The sequence below is a fragment of the Aquabacter sp. genome (genome assembly GCF_965279295.1).
GTDB lineage: Bacteria > Pseudomonadota > Alphaproteobacteria > Rhizobiales > Xanthobacteraceae > Aquabacter.
This window is the reverse complement of the sequence record NZ_CBDIHQ010000018.1, coordinates 253,730-270,011: the sequence shown is the minus strand read 5'-3', so window position 1 is coordinate 270,011 and position 16,282 is coordinate 253,730. Positions and strand designations below refer to the sequence as shown.

Genomic DNA, 16,282 nt, shown 5'->3' with positions numbered 1-16,282 from the left:
CTGGAACGTTGCCGTTGCTGAGCCGACAATGTGTTGGCTCAGATGCGATGAGCCCCCTTGGTGGCATGGAGGTCTGGAAATGGTGTCGTCCGGCTTCGTAAAGCAGATTTCAGGTTACGGTCTTGCGACCGCGCATATCTTATATCACCTGCCCGATCACCCCTCATTTTTACAGGCCTATATCTGGCAGGACTATGATTTGTGCCCGCACTTTCCCGAACTCAACAAATTTCTGGAATTCTGGAATCGCGAACTTGAAGGCAAACTTCATTCCGTGCAGGTGGGCCACCAACAACTGATAAAACCGGCTGAAATGCGCGTGATCAACGGGCATTTTCTGCTCAACTGACCGCATGAAGGCGGTGTTGGTCTCTTGCAAGCGTCGGCTGTCCGGGGCATTCCGGCAGCCGATGCCCTGACACCGCCGTTTTCTCGGTGCTTTGTGCGGGCGATCACTGAGGCGCCCGTGGACCATAGAACACCGCGTACTTCCGAGCTTCTCGCTGGCGTTCTCGCCGCGCATGAGGGCGAAAAGGTCTCGATTGAGGACCTTGTAAACGCCCTGCGCAATCGCGCCTTCGGCATTCTTTTCCTGATTTTCGGCATCCCAAATTGCCTGCCCATGCCGCCCGGCATTCCTGTTATTTGCGGCATTGTGCTCGGCCTCATCGGTCTTCAGATGGCGATGGGCCGGCAGGAACTCTGGTTGCCCGCGCGCATCGCGCGGCAGACCTTTTCGCGCTCCATGCTGGAAACCATCGTCACGCGCTCAAGGCGCTATATCGAATGGTTCGAACGCTGGTCGCGGCCACGCTTCGAGCAGTTTACCAGCCCCATTATGCGCCGCGTGGTCGGTGCGACGGTGGTCCTGCTGGGCTTCATCCTGCTTCTGCCCATTCCGTTTCTCGGCAATCTTCCGCCGGGCTTTGCGGTGTGCATCTTCGGGCTAGGGCTTGTGGAGCGGGACGGCGCGGTCATTCTCGCCGGTTTCTTCGCCACCTTGCTGGGCTTGTTGATTACGGCGGGCATGAGCTGGGCGATCTGGCAGGGCGCGATCGCAATCTTCTGAACCCTTCCCTCTAGGCCGCTGGCGCTTTAGGAAGGCGCTCCGCCGCATTCAAGCGGTGCGCCAGAGGCCCCATGCGCGTCGACGCGTTCGATTTCGACCTTCCCCCATCGCGCATCGCCCTGCGGCCCGAGGAGCCGCGCGAGGCCGCGCGCCTTCTGGTGGTCCGGCCGAACGACGCACCCCAACTCGCCGATGCCCATGTGCGCGACCTGCCGACCTTTCTGCGGGCCGGCGACGCCGTCGTATTGAACGACACCAAGGTGATCCCCGCGCGCCTCGACGGCACACGCGAGCGGCCAGGCGGAGCCTCCGTGCACATCGAGGCGACGCTCGCCAAGCGCAACGCGGAAGACCGCTGGACGGCCTTGGCACGGCCGGGGAAGCGGTTGGCAGTGGGAGACCGCATCCGCTTCGCGAAAGCAGACACGGTTTTGAATGCCACGGTCCTCGGCAAGGGAGAGGGCGGCGAAGTGGAGCTGGGCTTCGACCTCTCCGGCCCGGCTCTCGATGCAGCCATAGATGCTGTCGGCCACATGCCTCTTCCGCCTTATATCGCCGCCCGCAGACCGGAAGACGAACGCGACCGTACAGATTATCAGCCGCTGTTCGCCCGTGTCGAAGGCTCGGTCGCAGCGCCCACCGCCAGCCTGCATTTCACGCAAAGCTTGATGGCGCGCGTCGCAGAATGCGGTGCCAGCATCCACAAGGTCACGCTGCATGTGGGACTTGGAACATTCCTGCCGGTGAAGGCCGACGACACAGAATCCCACGTCATGCACGCCGAATGGGGTGAAGTGTCGAGCGAGACGGCGGCAGCGCTGAATGCGGTGAAGGCGCGGGGAGGGCGCATCCTCACTGTCGGCTCCACCGCCACCCGCCTCATCGAAACCGCCGCCGCACCGGGCGGTGAGATCATGCCGTACCGCGGCGAGACAGACATTTTCATAACGCCCGGCTACAGATTCCGGGCCGTGGATCTCATGATGACCAATTTCCATCTGCCGCGCTCCACCCTGGTGATGCTGGTGGCTGCATTCGTGGGGCACGACGTGCAGAAGCAAGCTTATGCCCACGCCATCGCCGAGGGTTATCGCTTTTATTCCTATGGCGATGCCTGCCTGCTCTATTCCTCCCACCGGCCGGAGGCAGCATGACCGAAGACTTCTCCTTCACCCTGGCGGCCACCGACGGCGCCGCGCGGACCGGTTTCGTCTCGACACCACGCGGGCAAATCCGCACCCCGGCCTTCATGCCGGTGGGAACGGCGGCGACCGTCAAGGGTGTCTACGCCGAACAGGTGCGCGCCACCGGCGCGGATATCCTGCTGGGCAACACCTACCACCTCATGCTGCGGCCTGGTGCCGAGCGGGTGGCGCGCCTGGGCGGGTTGCACACATTCATGCAATGGGACCGGCCGATCCTGACCGATTCCGGCGGTTTCCAGGTCATGTCACTCTCGGCCCTGCGCAAGCTGGACGAGGACGGCGTGACCTTCCGGTCCCATATCGACGGCGCAATGCACCGCCTGACCCCCGAGCGGGCGATGGAGATCCAGGGCCTTCTGGGCGCTGATATCCAGATGCAGCTCGACGAGTGCGTGCGCCTGCCGTGTCCCGATGAGGAAGCGGCACGGGCCATGCGTCTCTCGCTGCGCTGGGCGGAACGCTCGAAGCGCGCCTTCGAGGCGCAGCCCAGGGGCCGCGCGGTATTCGGCATCGTCCAGGGCGGCGCGGTGGAGGCTTTGCGGGTTGAATCCGCCCGGCAACTGAGCGCCATGGACTTTCCTGGCTATTCCATCGGCGGCCTCGCGGTGGGGGAGCCGCAGGAGATCATGCTGCGCATGCTGGAGACGGTGGAGCCGGAGCTTCCCACCGCCAAGCCGCGCTATCTCATGGGGGTCGGCACGCCAGACGATCTGCTGGAGGCGGTGGCGCGCGGCGTCGATATGTTTGACTGCGTCATGCCCACACGCTCGGGCCGGCATGCGCTCGCCTTCACCCGCTTCGGCAAGATCAACCTCAAGAACGCTCGCCACCAGGACGATCCGCGTCCGCTGGACGAGGAGAGCGACTGCCCGGCACTGCGGGACTATTCGCGCGCCTATCTTCACCACTTGATCCGGTGCGGCGAAATGCTTGGCCCGATGCTGCTCTCCTGGGCCAACCTGCATTATTACCAAGACCTCATGCGCGGTGCCCGCGCGGCCATCGGCGAGGGGCGTTACGAAGCGTTCAAGGCCATGACCAAGGAAGGCTGGGCGCGGGGCGACATTCCATCGCTTGCGTGAAAAGCCTTTCCCTCTAAGAAATCTGACATCCTTTTGATGCGTCCAGCGGTGCGGAGGGCAGGGTGATCGAAACCAAACTGATCGATGGCAAGGCCATTGCCGCCGAACTGCGCGCCGCCATCGGGGTTGACGTCGCCTCCCTCGCACCGAGGGGTCTCAAGCCTGGTCTCGCCGTCGTGCTGGTGGGCGAGGATCCCGCGAGCCAAGTCTACGTCCGCAACAAGGCGGCGCAGACGCTGGAAGCGGGAATGCTCTCCTTCGAATACAAGCTTCCGGTGGAAACGCCCGAGGAAAACCTCCTGGCCTTGGTCGATGCGCTCAACGCGGATCCCACCGTGCATGGCATCCTGGTCCAGCTCCCGCTGCCCGCCCATATCGACAGCACCAAGGTGCTGGGCACCATCGACCCGGCCAAGGACGTGGACGGTTTTCACGTCGTCAACGCCGGCCGTCTTGCGGTCGGGCTCGATGCGCTGGTTCCCTGCACGCCGCTCGGCTGCATCATCCTCCTCAAGCGCGCGCTCGGAAGCCTTTCCGGCCTGAAGGCGGTGGTGGTCGGGCGCTCCAACATCGTCGGCAAGCCGGTGGCGCAGCTTCTGCTGCGAGAAGACTGTACCGTCACCATCGCCCATTCCCGTACCCGCGACTTGCCAGACGAATGCCGCACGGCGGATATCTTGATCGCGGCCGTCGGCCGACCTCAGATGATCCGGGGCGACTGGATCAAGCCCGGCGCCACAGTGATCGACGTCGGCATCAACCGGATCCCACGGGACGACGGCAAGACTCGCCTGGTTGGCGATGTGGCCTTCGATGAGGCGCAGGGCATCGCCGGTCTCATTACGCCGGTCCCGGGCGGCGTTGGTCCCATGACCATCGCGTGCCTGCTTCAGAACACCCTCACGGCGGCGAAGCGACAGGCCGGACTTTAGGACTCTCGTGTCGATCCCAAGCGAGGTGGTATTGAGGTTTTCGTTCATTCTCGACGTCTAAAGTCGCATTTCGGACTTACGCCGCTGCGACGCCGCAAAACAAATTCACTTTCAAGCGGGACGATCGCGATCTAAAAAGCCCGTTCGCTGCGCGGGAGGAAGATGCGCGGCCCTTTGGAGCTTGAGTGAGATGACCGATTTTCACCGTATTCGCCGGCTGCCGCCCTATGTTTTCGAGCAGGTGAACCGCGTGAAGGCCGCCGCCCGGAATTCCGGCGTCGATGTGGTCGATCTCGGCATGGGTAACCCGGACCTCGATGCTCCGGCGCATGTCATTGAAAAGCTGAAAGAAACAATCGGAAAGCCGCACACGGACCGCTATTCCGCGTCTAAGGGCATTCCCGGTCTGCGCCGCGCCCAAGCTGCCTATTATGGGCGCCGCTTCGGTGTGAAGCTGGACCCCGACCGGCAGGTGGTCGCGACCCTCGGCTCCAAGGAAGGCTTCGCCAACATGGCGCAGGCCATCACTGCGCCGGGCGATGTGGTCCTGACTCCGAACCCGTCCTATCCCATCCACGCCTTCGGCTTTCTGATGGCGGGCGGCGTGATTCGCTCGGTTCCGGTCGAGCCGGATGCCGGTTTCTTCCATGCCATGGAACGGGCGGTCCAGCACTCCATCCCCAAGCCCATCGCGGTGGTGCTGTGCTATCCGTCCAACCCGACGGCGACCGTCGCCAGCCTCGATTTCTATAAGGACGTGGTGGCGTTCGCGAAGAAGAATGACATGGTCATTCTCTCAGACCTCGCCTACGCCGAACTGTATTTCGACGACAACCCGCCCCCCTCGGTGCTGCAGGTGCCGGGCGCGATGGACGTGACGGTGGAATTCACTTCCATGTCCAAGACCTATTCCATGGCCGGCTGGCGCATGGGCTTCGCGGTCGGCAACGAGCGCCTGATCGCAGCGCTTTCGCGGGTGAAATCCTATCTCGACTACGGCGCCTATACGCCGATCCAGGTCGCGGCTGCGGCTGCGTTGAACGGCCCGCAGGAATGCGTCGCCGAGATGCGCGAGACCTATAAGCGCCGGCGTGACGCGCTGGTGGACAGCTTCGGCCGCGCCGGCTGGAACATTCCGGTGCCATCCGCCTCCATGTTCGCCTGGGCGCCGATCCCCGAGCCCTTCCGGGCCATGGGCAGCGTCGAATTCTCCAAGCTGCTGATCGAGAAGGCGGAAGTGGCCGTCGCTCCCGGTGTCGGCTTTGGTGAGCATGGCGACGACTATGTCCGCATCGCCGTGGTGGAAAACGAGCAGCGCATCCGCCAGGCTGCGCGCAACATCCGCCGCTTCTTCGAGACCGCCGGCACGACACTCCATAATGTGGTGCCCCTCAGCGCGGCCCGCTGACCCAAACGCGAACGGTCTGATCCATGAGTGAATTGAAGGTTGGGCTGGCTGGCCTCGGCACGGTCGGGGCGGGCGTGGTGCGCATGCTGGAGCGCCAGGCTGGCGCCCTTGCGTCCCGCACCGGCCGAAAGATCAAAGTCGTTGCCGTCAGCGCCCGCGACCGCACCCGTGATCGCGGTGTCGATCTGTCTGGCGTGCGCTGGCATGACGATCCGGTTTCGCTCGCCCGCGATCCCGGCATCGACGTGTTCGTCGAACTGATGGGTGGTGACGGCGACCCGGCGAAGGCTGCCGTTCTTACCGCGTTGGATGCCGGCAAGCCCGTGGTGACCGCGAACAAGGCGCTTTTAGCGCGTTGCGGCGCGGAGCTGGCGCAGCGTTCGGAAGCCTCCGGGGCCGCGCTTCGCTTCGAGGCGGCGGCGGCCGGTGGCATTCCCATCGTCAAGACCCTGCGCGAGGCGCTCGCCGGCAACAGCGTCACCCGCGTCTCCGGCATCCTTAACGGCACCTGCAATTATATCCTGACACGAATGGCCAACGAGAAGCTCAGCTTCGACACCTGCCTCGCCGAAGCGCAGCGCCTTGGCTATGCCGAGGCCGATCCCACGTTCGACATCGATGGGTTCGACACCGCCCACAAGCTGTCTATCCTTACCAGCCTTGCCTTCGGCACGCGGGTGGATGCGGACGCCATCTATGTGGAAGGCATCCGCTCGCTCACGCTCCAGGACCTCGAGGCAGCGGACGACCTTGGCTACAAGGTGAAGCTCCTGGGCGTCGCGGTGCGCACCGATCAGGGTATCGAGCAGCGCGTGCATCCCACCATGGTGCCCAAGCATTGGCCGATCGCCCAGGTTTCCGGCGTCACCAATGCGGTGGCGGTGGATTGTGACGCGGTTGCGCTGACCCTCGTGGGGCCAGGCGCTGGTGGAGATGCTACGGCTTCGGCCGTTGTCGCCGACCTCGCCGACCTTGCCACCGGCTCAGGGGGCTATGCCTTCGGCGCCCCCACAGCAGAGCTTCTGCCCGCAGAACGCGCGCCGATGCAGCACCACGAAGGCGGGTACTACATTCGGCTTGCGGCCGTGAATAAGCCCGGCTCGGCGGCAACCATCGCCCGCCGCATGGCGGATGAGGGCATTTCGCTGGAATCCATCGTACAGCGCCGTCCGACTCGCAGCCATTCTGATGAACCGGCGACCGTCATCCTCATCACCTACGCCACGACGGAAGAAGCGGTGCGCCGCGCCGTCGACGCCATCGACGCGGATGGCGTTCTTGCGTCTCTCCCCCAGGTGATCCGTATCGAAAAGGACTGAAGCCATGGACGGGCGGGCCACCTCTGTCCTTGATCGCCGTCTCGCAATCGACCTCGTAAGCGTCACCGAGCGCGCGGCGGTGGCGGCGGCACGCTGGCGCGGCCGAGGCGATGAGCCGGCCGCCGACGAGGCCGCCATGCAGGGCGCCCACCGCGAATTGATGCGCAGCGCGGTCGCGGGGCGCATCGTCATCGGCGAGGGCAGCGAGGGCGAAGTCCCCCGGCTCTACGATGGTGAAGCCGTTGGGGCTGGCGGGATCGCGCTCGACTTGGCCGTGAACGCGCTCGAAGGCACCACCCTCTGCGCCAAGAACATGGCCGGATCCCTCTCTGTGCTGGTCTTCGCCGATCCCGGCTCCATCCTTGCCGCGCCGCCGGTCTATATGGAGAAGATCGCGGTCGGCCCGTTCTATCCCGCCGGCATCGTTTCCCTCTCCGCATCGCCGGGTGAAAACATCGCGGCGCTTGCAAAGGCACGCGGTGTCGCGCCATCAGAGATCACCGCGCTGATCCTCGATCGGCCGCGCCATTCCTCGCTGATCGAAGCGGTTCGCGCCGCAGGGGCTTCGGTGAAGCTCATCAGCGACGGAGACGTGGCGGGTATCATCAACACCACAAACCCGCGCCAGAGCGGCGTCGATATCTATATGGGCAGCGGTGGAGCCGCAGAGGGCGTTCTGGCGGCGGCGGCCCTGAAGTGCCTTGGCGGCCAGATGGAAGGCCGGCTGGTGCTCGACACCGATGCCAAGCGCAAGCAGGCCAAGGCTCTCGGCATCCGCGATCCCTCCCAAATCTACGGGCTGGATGACATGGTGAGGGGCGACTGCATGGTCGCCATCACCGCCGTGACGGACGGGCCACTTCTGAACGGCGTGCGACTCGGGCGAGACGCGATCGAGACCGAGACACTCTTGATGCGGGCCGCCACGCGCACGCTCCGTCGTGTCATTTCCACCCATCGCGACCTTGACCGGTTCGCAGTGGAGGATTGACACCAAACTCGACGCCGCGTGCCCGCTCTGTCTTGATGGCGGCGTGAACGCTCATTTCGCGAATCGCTTTTTTCTCAACGTTTCCGCCTCGGTCTCCGGCCGGGGCTGGAGCGATCGGCTTGATGTGCGCGGCGCACAAGCTGCGCTCGCTATCGCTCAGCGATACGGCGTTCCCGAAATCCTTGCCCGCGTTCTCGCTGGCCGAGGGGTGGAACTCGAGGATGTCCCGAGTTTCCTCGATCCCTCCATCCGAGCGTTGATGCCCGATCCAGATACGTTGACCGGCATGGGTGCGGCGGTGGAGCGTCTGGCGGCGGCTGTGCGCGCCGGCGAACAGGTGGCGGTGTTCGGCGATTACGATGTGGATGGCGCCACGGCCACCGCGCTGCTCGTCGATATGCTCCGGGCGGCGGGGCTCGATCCCCTGTTTCACATTCCCGATCGGATTTTCGAGGGATACGGCCCGAACATCGGAGCCATCGAGCAGCTTGCGGCAAAAGGCGTGACACTGCTCGTGACGGTGGATTGCGGCACCACCAGCATCGAAACTCTCGCCGAGGCGCGGAAGATCGGTCTGGACGTGGTGGTCATAGACCACCATCAGGCCGGCGAGATTCTGCCCGAGGCCATCGCGATCGTGAACCCGAACCGGGAAGACGACCTTTCCGGCCTCGGCCATTTGTGCGCGGCCGGCATCGTCTTCGTCACACTTGTGGGGCTTTCGCGGCGGCTGCGCGAACTTGGGCACTGGACCGCGGATCGCCCTGCGCCGGATCTGCTGCAAAGCCTTGATCTGGTCGCGCTCGGTACGGTGGCGGACGTGGTGCCCCTGAAGGGCCTCAACCGCGCCTATGTCGCCAAAGGTTTGATCGCGCTTCGCCGCCGGCAGCGGCTCGGCCTCACAGCGCTCATGGATGTCGCACGGTTGGACGGGCCGCCAAGGCCCTGGCATCTCGGCTTTCTTCTGGGGCCGCGCATAAATGCCGGTGGACGCATCGGTGACGCTGCGCTCGGCACCCGCCTGCTGCTGACGGATGACCCCGTCGAAGCCAAGCGCATCGCCGCTGAACTCGACCGCCTCAACACCGAACGACAGGAAGTGGAGCGCGTCATCCTTGCCGCCGCCGAGGGGGAAGCCCAGGCTTCGGTGGGTCTCACGGATACCGGCTCTACGGTCGTCGTCAGCGGGGAGGGGTGGCATCCCGGCGTGGTCGGCCTCGTCGCTGCGCGGCTGAAAGAACGCTTCAATCGCCCCGCCTTTGCCATCGCCTTCAACGGACAGACCGGCACCGGCTCGGCGCGCTCGATTCCGGGCGTCGATCTTGGCAAGGCCGTGCGCGGCGCGGTGGAAAAGGGACTTCTGGTAAAGGGCGGCGGACACGCCATGGCGGCGGGACTCACAGTTGACCGCACACGGCTCGGCGATCTGCGCGCCTATCTGGAGGATGTGCTTGCCGCCTCTGTCGAGCGGGCGCGGGCGGATCGCACACTCTCCATCGACGGCGCCCTCACCGCCGGCGGCGCGACCCAGGCCCTGGTGGAGCAAATGGCAAAGGCGGGTCCGTTTGGTGCGGGCAACCCCGAGCCGGTGTTTGCCTTCCCCAATCATAAGGTGGCCTATGTCGAAAGCTTCGGGGCAGGCCATATCCGCGCGCGCCTCGCTGCCAATGACGGCGCGGTCCTTAAGGCCACCGCCTTCCGCTGTGCCGAAGAGCCGTTGGGCAAGGCCATGCTCGCGGCGCGCGGCCGCATGGTGCATGTGGCGGGTTCGCTCGACCTCGACCATTGGCAAGGCGAAACGCGAGTGTCTCTGCGCCTGAAGGATATGGCCGAGCCGAGGTAAGTTGCTCGCTTCTCCCTCACGGGTTCGCCTTACGGCCTCGTTTTCCCGTTCCCAGCAGAATGCCGCGCTCTACCGCCTTGTCGCCGAACTTCGTCTTCAGCTTGTCCATGGCGTCCTCCGCCGCCTTGAGGCGTGGGGTCCGCGCATCCAGCAAATCAACCGGGTCCGCCTCCGAGCGCGCTGCCAGATCGGAAACACCGACACCGATCAGCCGGAAGCGCGTGCCGTCCGTCTCCTTCAGCAGCAGGTCGTGAGCAGTCTCGTAGAGACGCGCCGCAAGCCCTGTTGGATTCTCCAGGCCGCGCGAGCGGGTGCGCGAGCGAAAATCGGCGGTCTTCAGTTTCAACGTGACAGTTCTGCCCGAGATATCCGAGCGCCGCAGGCGGCCCGACACTTCATCGCAAAGGGCATAGAGCGTCTGCTCGAGGGGTCGCAGATCGGAAATATCCGTATCGAACGTGGTTTCGGCGGAGACACTCTTGGCTTCACGCTCCGCCTTCACTGGCCGCGCATCGATGCCGCGCGCCAGCCGCCAGAGCCGAAGGCCCTCCGCGCCGTATCGCCGGGCAAGCTCGCTCTCCTGCGCCGCCTGGAGATCGGCGATGCGGTGATACCCATCCTTGGCGAGCTTGGCGCCGAAGGCAGGCCCAACACCCCAGATGAAAGTGACAGGCCGGGGCGCGAGGAAGGCAGCCGCCTCGGCCTGCGCCAGCACGGAAAAGCCGCGTGGCTTGTCCAGTTCGGAAGCAGTCTTGGCAAGAAATTTGTTGGCCGCAAGCCCGATGGAGACGGTGATGCCGATCTCCCGCTCCACCTCGCTGGCGAAGCGGGCGAGCAGCCGGCCTGGCGAAAGGCCGTGCAGAAGCTCCGTGCCTGAAAGGTCCAGGAACGCTTCGTCGATGGACAGGGGCTCCACCAAGGGCGTCAGCGACTGCATCTTCTCGCGCACCTGCCGCCCGACGGCGGCATATTTGCGCATGTTCGGCTTTACGATCACCGCCTGCGGGCAGAGCGCCTTCGCCTTGAACATGGGCATGGCGGAACGCACCCCATGGATGCGCGCGATGTAGCAGGCGGTTGAGACCACCCCGCGCACGCCGCCGCCGATGATGACGGGCACGTCACGCAGGCTGGGATCATCGCGCTTCTCGACGGTGGCGTAGAAGGCATCGCAATCCACATGGGCCATGGAGAGGGTGTCCGCCTCCGTATGCCGCACCAGCCGGGGGCTGCCGCATGCCGCGCAACGGGGGCCGGCACTGGCATCCGCGAGGCAATCGCGGCAAAACCCAAGTGCCGGCTTCCCTTCCACCTCAATACTCGTGGCGCGCCGGCGCGTCGGGGTCGAGGGGCGGGTTCAGGACGTCATGGGCATGCACCACGTCCTGCGGCCGCAGCTTCGCGTCCGCGGCGAAGGCGAGAAGCAGAGGCTCGTTACTGAGGAGATAACCGAGCACGGCGGCGCCGAACACCGGCTCACCGGCCCGCGCGCGCAGGTCGCCGGGGCCGAGGCCGCTTTGGGCGAGAAAGCCGCCGACGCGCTCCATGTCCTGCGCGAGGAAGGTCAAGGCGAGGATGGCGACCGCTTGGGCGGCCTCCTGCGCGCGCATGGGCGTGGAGCGGCTGGTACGATCTTTTATGGGCATTTGCGCTTCCGCAAGGAATGGTCTCTAGCTAACCGGATTGCATCATGTCCGATCCGCGCGCTTGTGCGAAGCGATGTCGGCAGATGGGCACTTGGCGGGGGACGGCGGGAATGCCCAAGACGGTCATGATCGTGGAGGACAATGAGCTTAACATGAAGCTCTTCCACGACCTTCTGGAAGCACATGGCTACCGCACGGTGGAAACCCGCAACGGCATAGAGGCCATGGGGCTGGCGCGCGAACACAAGCCGGATCTCATTCTCATGGACATCCAGTTGCCCGAGGTTTCGGGCCTGGAAGTCACGAAATGGCTGAAGGCCGACCCTGAGCTGAAAAGCATCCCGGTGGTGGCGGTTACAGCCTTCGCCATGAAGGGAGACGAGGAGCGCATTCGGGCAGGGGGGTGCGAGGCCTATCTCTCCAAGCCGATCTCGGTCGCCAAATTCCTGTCGACGGTACGCGAATATGTCGGCCCCTGAGGCCGAGACGATTCTCTTGATTTGATTTCCCCCCGCGTTGAGCTACCTTTGCGGCGTCGGGACATGAAGCTCGCGGTTGCGCCCTCGCGGCGCCCTGAGTTTCCAAGACAACCCTGCGGGGTGCTCAGGTCCGCCGCATCTCCTGGGTCCGTGGGGTTCGGCCGGCGGTGGGACGCATTCGGGAGGCCTCCCCGCGCGTCCCCCGCCGGCCACCCGCTCCTTCCTTCCAGAAGTGCGGGATGACGTGACACCCGACGTGTCGGCGCAAAACCTAGTCAACGCCCCTCTTTTCCCCATATAAGCCTCACGCGGACGGACGGCTCTTTCGGGAGCCGGCCGCGTCCGGCGTTGCGCGGAAGGACAAGTCATGACGGGAACCGTGAAATCCAGCGCCGGCCTCGACGTCCGCCGCCGCCGCATCCTGTTCCGGGCCTGGCATCGCGGAACCCGCGAAATGGACCTGCTGATGGGCCGCTTCGCAGATGCGCAGATGGACAAGCTGACCGAAGAGGAGGTGGAGGCGTTCGAGATCCTGATCGAGGTTCAGGATCCCGACCTGTTCGCCTACATCGGCGGTGCCCTGGAGGTGCCTGCCGAACTGGACTCGCCGATCTTCCGCAAGCTTCAGGACTGGCACCTCTCGGGCGTCGGCGTACCGGACTGATCCGTCGCCCAAGCCGTCGCCTGTTCAAATACTGATGGAATCCCGCCTGTGAAGCGTCCCCGTCCCCTGGCCGAAGACATCGCCCCCGGCAAGCAACTCACCCTCTCGCGCGTGCCTGAAGGCATGGAGGGTCTGGTCATCGCCGATCTCGCGCGCTCGATTGCCGCAAAGAAGGACGCACCCTGGCCGAGCCTGACCGTCATCTGCCGCGACGGGCAGCGCATGGCGGCATTGGAGCGAGGGCTCAGCTTCTTCGCGCCGGACCTCGAAATTCATACGTTCCCGTCCTGGGATTGCCTGCCATACGACCGCGCGTCACCCCACGCCTCAATCGTCGCCCAGCGGATGACCACGCTCGCGCGCCTTGCCCGTGTGAAGGGGGGCGCGGCCAGCATTCTGCTCACCACAGTCAACGCCACGGTGCAGCGGGTTCCGGCCAAGGGGCTCCTAGCTGCGCAATCGCTCTCGGCGGCGACGGGCAATGCCATTGCGCTCGACGGCGTCACGGAATGGGCGGAGCGCAACGGGTATCTGCGCACGCCCACGGTGCGCGACACCGGCGAATATGCGGTGCGCGGCGGATTGATCGACCTGTTTCCGCCCGGCCTGCCCCAGCCGATCCGCCTCGACTTCTTCGGCGACACCCTGGAGAGCATCCGCTCGTTCGACCCGGAGACGCAGCGTTCCTCGGGGCAGATGCGGGCGCTGGAACTCGTCCCCATGGCCGAGTTTCAGCTCACCAGCGACACCATGCGGCGGTTCCGCATGGCCTATCTCGCGGAGTTCGGCGCCAACACCAAGGGCGACACCCTTTATGAGGCGGTAAGCGAGGGGCGGCGCCATGCCGGCATGGAACATTGGCTGCCGCTGTTTCATGAGCGCCTCGACACGCTGTTCGACTATCTCACGGGCACCCCTGTTGTCGTTGATCCGCTCACGGAGGACGCTGCCGGCGAGCGCATCGCGCTGATCACGGACTATTACTCCGCCCGCAAGGAAGCGCTGGCCCAAGGTGGGACGCAGGCGGGCTCAGGAGCGATCTACAAACCGCTTCCGCCGGATCGGCTCTATCTCACCTCAGAGGAATGGCGCGGCCTGCTGAAGGGATCGGCGTTGGTGCGGGTGACGCCGTTCGCTACGCCCTCGAACGCGGCCAGCAAGGTGATCGACGTGGGCGGCGTCCAGGGGCGCTCGTTCGCTGCCGAGCGTGCCGATCCTGACGGCAATGTGTTCGACGCCGCCATTGCGCATGTCCGGGAGCTTCAGAAGTCCAAGAAGGTCATTCTTGCCGGCTGGAGCGAGGGGTCGCGGGAGCGTCTCGGCACAGTGCTCGCCGACCACGGCCTCAAGGACACGACGGCGATCTCCCGCTTCGCCTTGCTGGATGCCCTGCCAAAGACCAAGGCCGCTCTGGCGGTCTATGGCCTGGAGACCGGTTTCGAAACCGACGACTTCGCCATCATCGGTGAACAGGACATCCTCGGTGACCGTCTGGTGCGGCCCAAGCGCAAGGCGCGCCGGCCGCAGGACGTCATCTCGGAATTGACGGCTCTCACGGCTGGCGACCTCGTGGTGCATGTGGACCACGGCATCGGCCGCTTCATCGGCCTCAAAGCCATCGAAGCGATGGGCGCGCCGCACGACTGCCTGGAAATCCATTACGCAGGCGGGGATAAGCTGTTCCTGCCGGTGGAAAACCTGGAACTTCTGACCCGCTACGGCTCTGAAGACACCGAGGCCCAGCTCGACCGGCTTGGCGGGACAGGCTGGCAGACTCGCAAAGCACGGATGAAGAAGCGCATCCGCGAGATGGCGTCCGAGCTTATCAAGATCGCCGCCGCCCGCCAGCTCAGCGAGGCACCGCGCCTCGTGCCGGCAGCCGGGCTTTACGACGAATTCCGCGCCCGCTTCCCGTACGAGGAAACCGACGACCAGGAAATGGCCATCGAGTCGGTGCTCGATGATCTGGCATCCGGCCGCCCCATGGACCGGCTGGTGTGCGGCGACGTCGGCTTCGGCAAGACCGAGGTGGCGTTACGCGCGGCATTCGCCGTAGCGCTTTCCGGGAAGCAGGTGGCGGTCGTGGTGCCGACGACCCTATTGGCGCGACAGCATTTCAGAACCTTCTCGGAGCGGTTCAAGGGCTTGCCGGTGAACGTCGCGCAAGCCTCGCGCCTCGTGACCGGCAAGGACATGACGGCGATGAAGGCGGGGCTTCAGGACGGCACCGTCGATATCGTCGTCGGTACCCACGCGCTGCTCAGCAAGAGCATCCACTTCAGGGATTTGGGTCTCGTGATCGTTGATGAGGAGCAGCATTTCGGCGTGGCGCATAAGGAGCGCCTGAAGGCCCTGCGGGCCGAGGTGCATGTGCTGACACTCACCGCGACCCCGATCCCGCGTACGCTCCAACTCGCCATGACCGGCGTGCGCGAGCTTTCGCTGATCGCCACGCCGCCGGTGGACCGTCTGGCGGTGCGCACCTTCATCACCCCGTTCGATCCGCTGATCGTGCGTGAAGCCCTGTTGCGGGAGCGGTATCGCGGCGGCCAGAGCTTCTATGTCGTGCCGCGTATCGAGGATCTCGCGGAGGTGCGCGAGTTCCTGGAGAAGCAGGTCCCGGAGGTGAAGGTCGCGGTCGCAAATGGCCAGATGAGCGCCACCAGCCTCGAAGACATCATGTCGAACTTCTACGACGGCCAATATGATGTCCTGCTCTCGACAACCATCGTCGAGAGCGGCCTGGATGTGCCCAACGCCAATACCTTGATCATCCACCGCGCCGATATGTTCGGTCTCGCCCAGCTTTACCAATTGCGCGGCCGGGTGGGACGCGCCAAGGCGCGAGCCTATGCGATCTTCACGATCCCCGCCTCAAAGCCGATCACGGCGCAGGCCGAACGGCGCCTCAAGGTTCTTCAATCGCTGGAAAACCTGGGCGCGGGCTTCCAATTGGCGAGCCACGACCTGGACATTCGCGGCGCCGGCAACCTGCTCGGCGACGAACAGTCCGGCCATATCAAGGAGGTCGGCTACGAGCTTTACCAGGAGATGCTCCAGGAGGCGATCGCGCACCTCAAGGCGGGCATCACCGATATCGCGGCCGACAAATGGTCTCCCAACATCACCATCGGCACGCCGGTCCTTATCCCGGAGGATTATGTCGCCGATCTCCATGTGCGGCTCGCGCTCTATCGGCGCCTCGCGGATATCGACGAGGATCAGGCGCTCGACCAATTCAGCGCGGAGATCGTGGACCGTTTCGGTCCAGCTCCCTCAGAAGTGGACCATCTGCTGCGCCTCGCGCAGATCAAGGCACTGGCTCGCAAAGCCAACGTCGAGAAGGTGGACGCAGGCCCCAAGGGTGTCGTGCTCACGTTCCGCGAGAACCAGTTTGCGGACCCTGCGGGACTTGTCTCGATGATCAATGCCGAAGGCCCCCAAGCGAAGGTCCGGCCGGACTTCAAGGTTGTGTTCCTGCGCGACTGGCCGAGCCCGGAAGGTCGGCTGAAGGGGACGCTGGGTGTGCTTAAGAAACTGGCGGGATTGGCGGAGAAGAGGAAAGTCTCTTGAGTTAGACATAAGTCTAAATCTAAACCTGTGCCCTGCCGGCCATTTTCGCGCATACTGCGACGTAGCAGCAC

At 64.8% G+C, this 16,282-nt stretch carries 14 protein-coding genes; 12 read left to right on the top strand and 2 right to left on the bottom strand.

Annotation, left to right across the window (positions count from 1 at the left end; all coding sequences use genetic code 11):
- Window positions 1-79 precede the first annotated feature (79 nt).
- From ADADO0_RS19135 to recJ, 9 genes are all read left to right on the top strand, one after another.
- Window positions 80-349, top strand: a complete 270-nt coding sequence (locus ADADO0_RS19135; protein ID WP_511306797.1) for an usg protein — start codon at window positions 80-82, stop codon at window positions 347-349.
- A 117-nt stretch (window positions 350-466) separates the two neighbouring features.
- Window positions 467-1,069 (top strand): exopolysaccharide biosynthesis protein, encoded by a 603-nt coding sequence (locus tag ADADO0_RS19130; RefSeq protein WP_511306796.1) that lies wholly within the window; start codon window positions 467-469, stop codon window positions 1,067-1,069.
- 71 nt (window positions 1,070-1,140) lie between these two features.
- Window positions 1,141-2,223 (top strand): tRNA preQ1(34) S-adenosylmethionine ribosyltransferase-isomerase QueA, encoded by a 1,083-nt coding sequence (queA, locus tag ADADO0_RS19125; protein WP_511306795.1) that lies wholly within the window; start codon window positions 1,141-1,143, stop codon window positions 2,221-2,223.
- Entirely contained in the window at window positions 2,220-3,356 is a 1,137-nt protein-coding gene (gene tgt, locus ADADO0_RS19120; protein WP_511306794.1) for a tRNA guanosine(34) transglycosylase Tgt, read from the top strand. The genes queA and tgt overlap by 4 nt, the downstream gene beginning before the upstream one ends.
- A gap of 62 nt (window positions 3,357-3,418) precedes the next feature.
- On the top strand, window positions 3,419-4,288 hold the full coding sequence (folD, locus tag ADADO0_RS19115) for a bifunctional methylenetetrahydrofolate dehydrogenase/methenyltetrahydrofolate cyclohydrolase FolD (protein WP_511306793.1): 870 nt from the start codon (window positions 3,419-3,421) through the stop codon (window positions 4,286-4,288).
- Between the two features lie 190 nt (window positions 4,289-4,478).
- Window positions 4,479-5,696, top strand: a complete 1,218-nt coding sequence (locus tag ADADO0_RS19110) for an LL-diaminopimelate aminotransferase (protein ID WP_511306792.1) — start codon at window positions 4,479-4,481, stop codon at window positions 5,694-5,696.
- Between the two features lie 23 nt (window positions 5,697-5,719).
- Window positions 5,720-7,015: a homoserine dehydrogenase gene (locus ADADO0_RS19105; protein ID WP_511306791.1), complete on the top strand. Its 1,296-nt coding sequence runs from the start codon at window positions 5,720-5,722 to the stop codon at window positions 7,013-7,015.
- A 4-nt stretch (window positions 7,016-7,019) separates the two neighbouring features.
- On the top strand, window positions 7,020-8,006 hold the full coding sequence (locus ADADO0_RS19100) for a fructose-bisphosphatase class II family protein (RefSeq protein ID WP_511306790.1): 987 nt from the start codon (window positions 7,020-7,022) through the stop codon (window positions 8,004-8,006).
- Window positions 8,007-8,049: 43 nt separating this feature from the next.
- Window positions 8,050-9,849 (top strand): single-stranded-DNA-specific exonuclease RecJ, encoded by a 1,800-nt coding sequence (gene recJ, locus ADADO0_RS19095; RefSeq protein WP_511306789.1) that lies wholly within the window; start codon window positions 8,050-8,052, stop codon window positions 9,847-9,849.
- A 16-nt stretch (window positions 9,850-9,865) separates the two neighbouring features.
- Here the strand turns inward: recJ and ADADO0_RS19090 are convergent, their stop codons facing one another.
- Together ADADO0_RS19090 and ADADO0_RS19085 are read right to left on the bottom strand one after the other, a co-directional pair.
- Entirely contained in the window at window positions 9,866-11,167 is a 1,302-nt protein-coding gene (locus ADADO0_RS19090; protein ID WP_511307226.1) for a DNA polymerase IV, read from the bottom strand.
- Window positions 11,163-11,495 (bottom strand): DUF3572 domain-containing protein, encoded by a 333-nt coding sequence (locus tag ADADO0_RS19085; RefSeq protein WP_511306788.1) that lies wholly within the window; start codon window positions 11,493-11,495, stop codon window positions 11,163-11,165. The genes ADADO0_RS19090 and ADADO0_RS19085 overlap by 5 nt, the downstream gene beginning before the upstream one ends.
- 110 nt (window positions 11,496-11,605) lie before the next feature.
- On the opposite strand from ADADO0_RS19085, the gene ADADO0_RS19080 reads away from it, so the two are divergent.
- The 3 genes from ADADO0_RS19080 to mfd all read left to right on the top strand — a co-directional run bounded on the left by ADADO0_RS19080 (window position 11,606) and on the right by mfd (window position 16,211).
- Window positions 11,606-11,974 (top strand): response regulator, encoded by a 369-nt coding sequence (locus ADADO0_RS19080; protein WP_511306787.1) that lies wholly within the window; start codon window positions 11,606-11,608, stop codon window positions 11,972-11,974.
- 367 nt (window positions 11,975-12,341) lie between these two features.
- Complete coding sequence (locus ADADO0_RS19075; RefSeq protein ID WP_511306786.1) at window positions 12,342-12,638, top strand: FAD assembly factor SdhE; 297 nt, start codon at window positions 12,342-12,344, stop codon at window positions 12,636-12,638.
- A gap of 48 nt (window positions 12,639-12,686) precedes the next feature.
- Window positions 12,687-16,211, top strand: a complete 3,525-nt coding sequence (gene mfd / locus ADADO0_RS19070) for a transcription-repair coupling factor (RefSeq protein WP_511306785.1) — start codon at window positions 12,687-12,689, stop codon at window positions 16,209-16,211.
- Window positions 16,212-16,282: the final 71 nt, after the last annotated feature.

Coding starts and splice junctions, on each gene's coding strand:
- ADADO0_RS19135 (WP_511306797.1), top strand. CDS start 80: ATGGTGTCGTCCGGCTTCGTAAAGCAGATTTCAGGTTACGGTCTTGCG.
- queA (WP_511306795.1), top strand. CDS start 1,141: ATGCGCGTCGACGCGTTCGATTTCGACCTTCCCCCATCGCGCATCGCC.
- tgt (WP_511306794.1), top strand. CDS start 2,220: ATGACCGAAGACTTCTCCTTCACCCTGGCGGCCACCGACGGCGCCGCG.
- ADADO0_RS19110 (WP_511306792.1), top strand. CDS start 4,479: ATGACCGATTTTCACCGTATTCGCCGGCTGCCGCCCTATGTTTTCGAG.
- ADADO0_RS19105 (WP_511306791.1), top strand. CDS start 5,720: ATGAGTGAATTGAAGGTTGGGCTGGCTGGCCTCGGCACGGTCGGGGCG.
- ADADO0_RS19100 (WP_511306790.1), top strand. CDS start 7,020: ATGGACGGGCGGGCCACCTCTGTCCTTGATCGCCGTCTCGCAATCGAC.
- ADADO0_RS19085 (WP_511306788.1), bottom strand. CDS start 11,495: ATGCCCATAAAAGATCGTACCAGCCGCTCCACGCCCATGCGCGCGCAG.
- ADADO0_RS19080 (WP_511306787.1), top strand. CDS start 11,606: ATGCCCAAGACGGTCATGATCGTGGAGGACAATGAGCTTAACATGAAG.
- ADADO0_RS19075 (WP_511306786.1), top strand. CDS start 12,342: ATGACGGGAACCGTGAAATCCAGCGCCGGCCTCGACGTCCGCCGCCGC.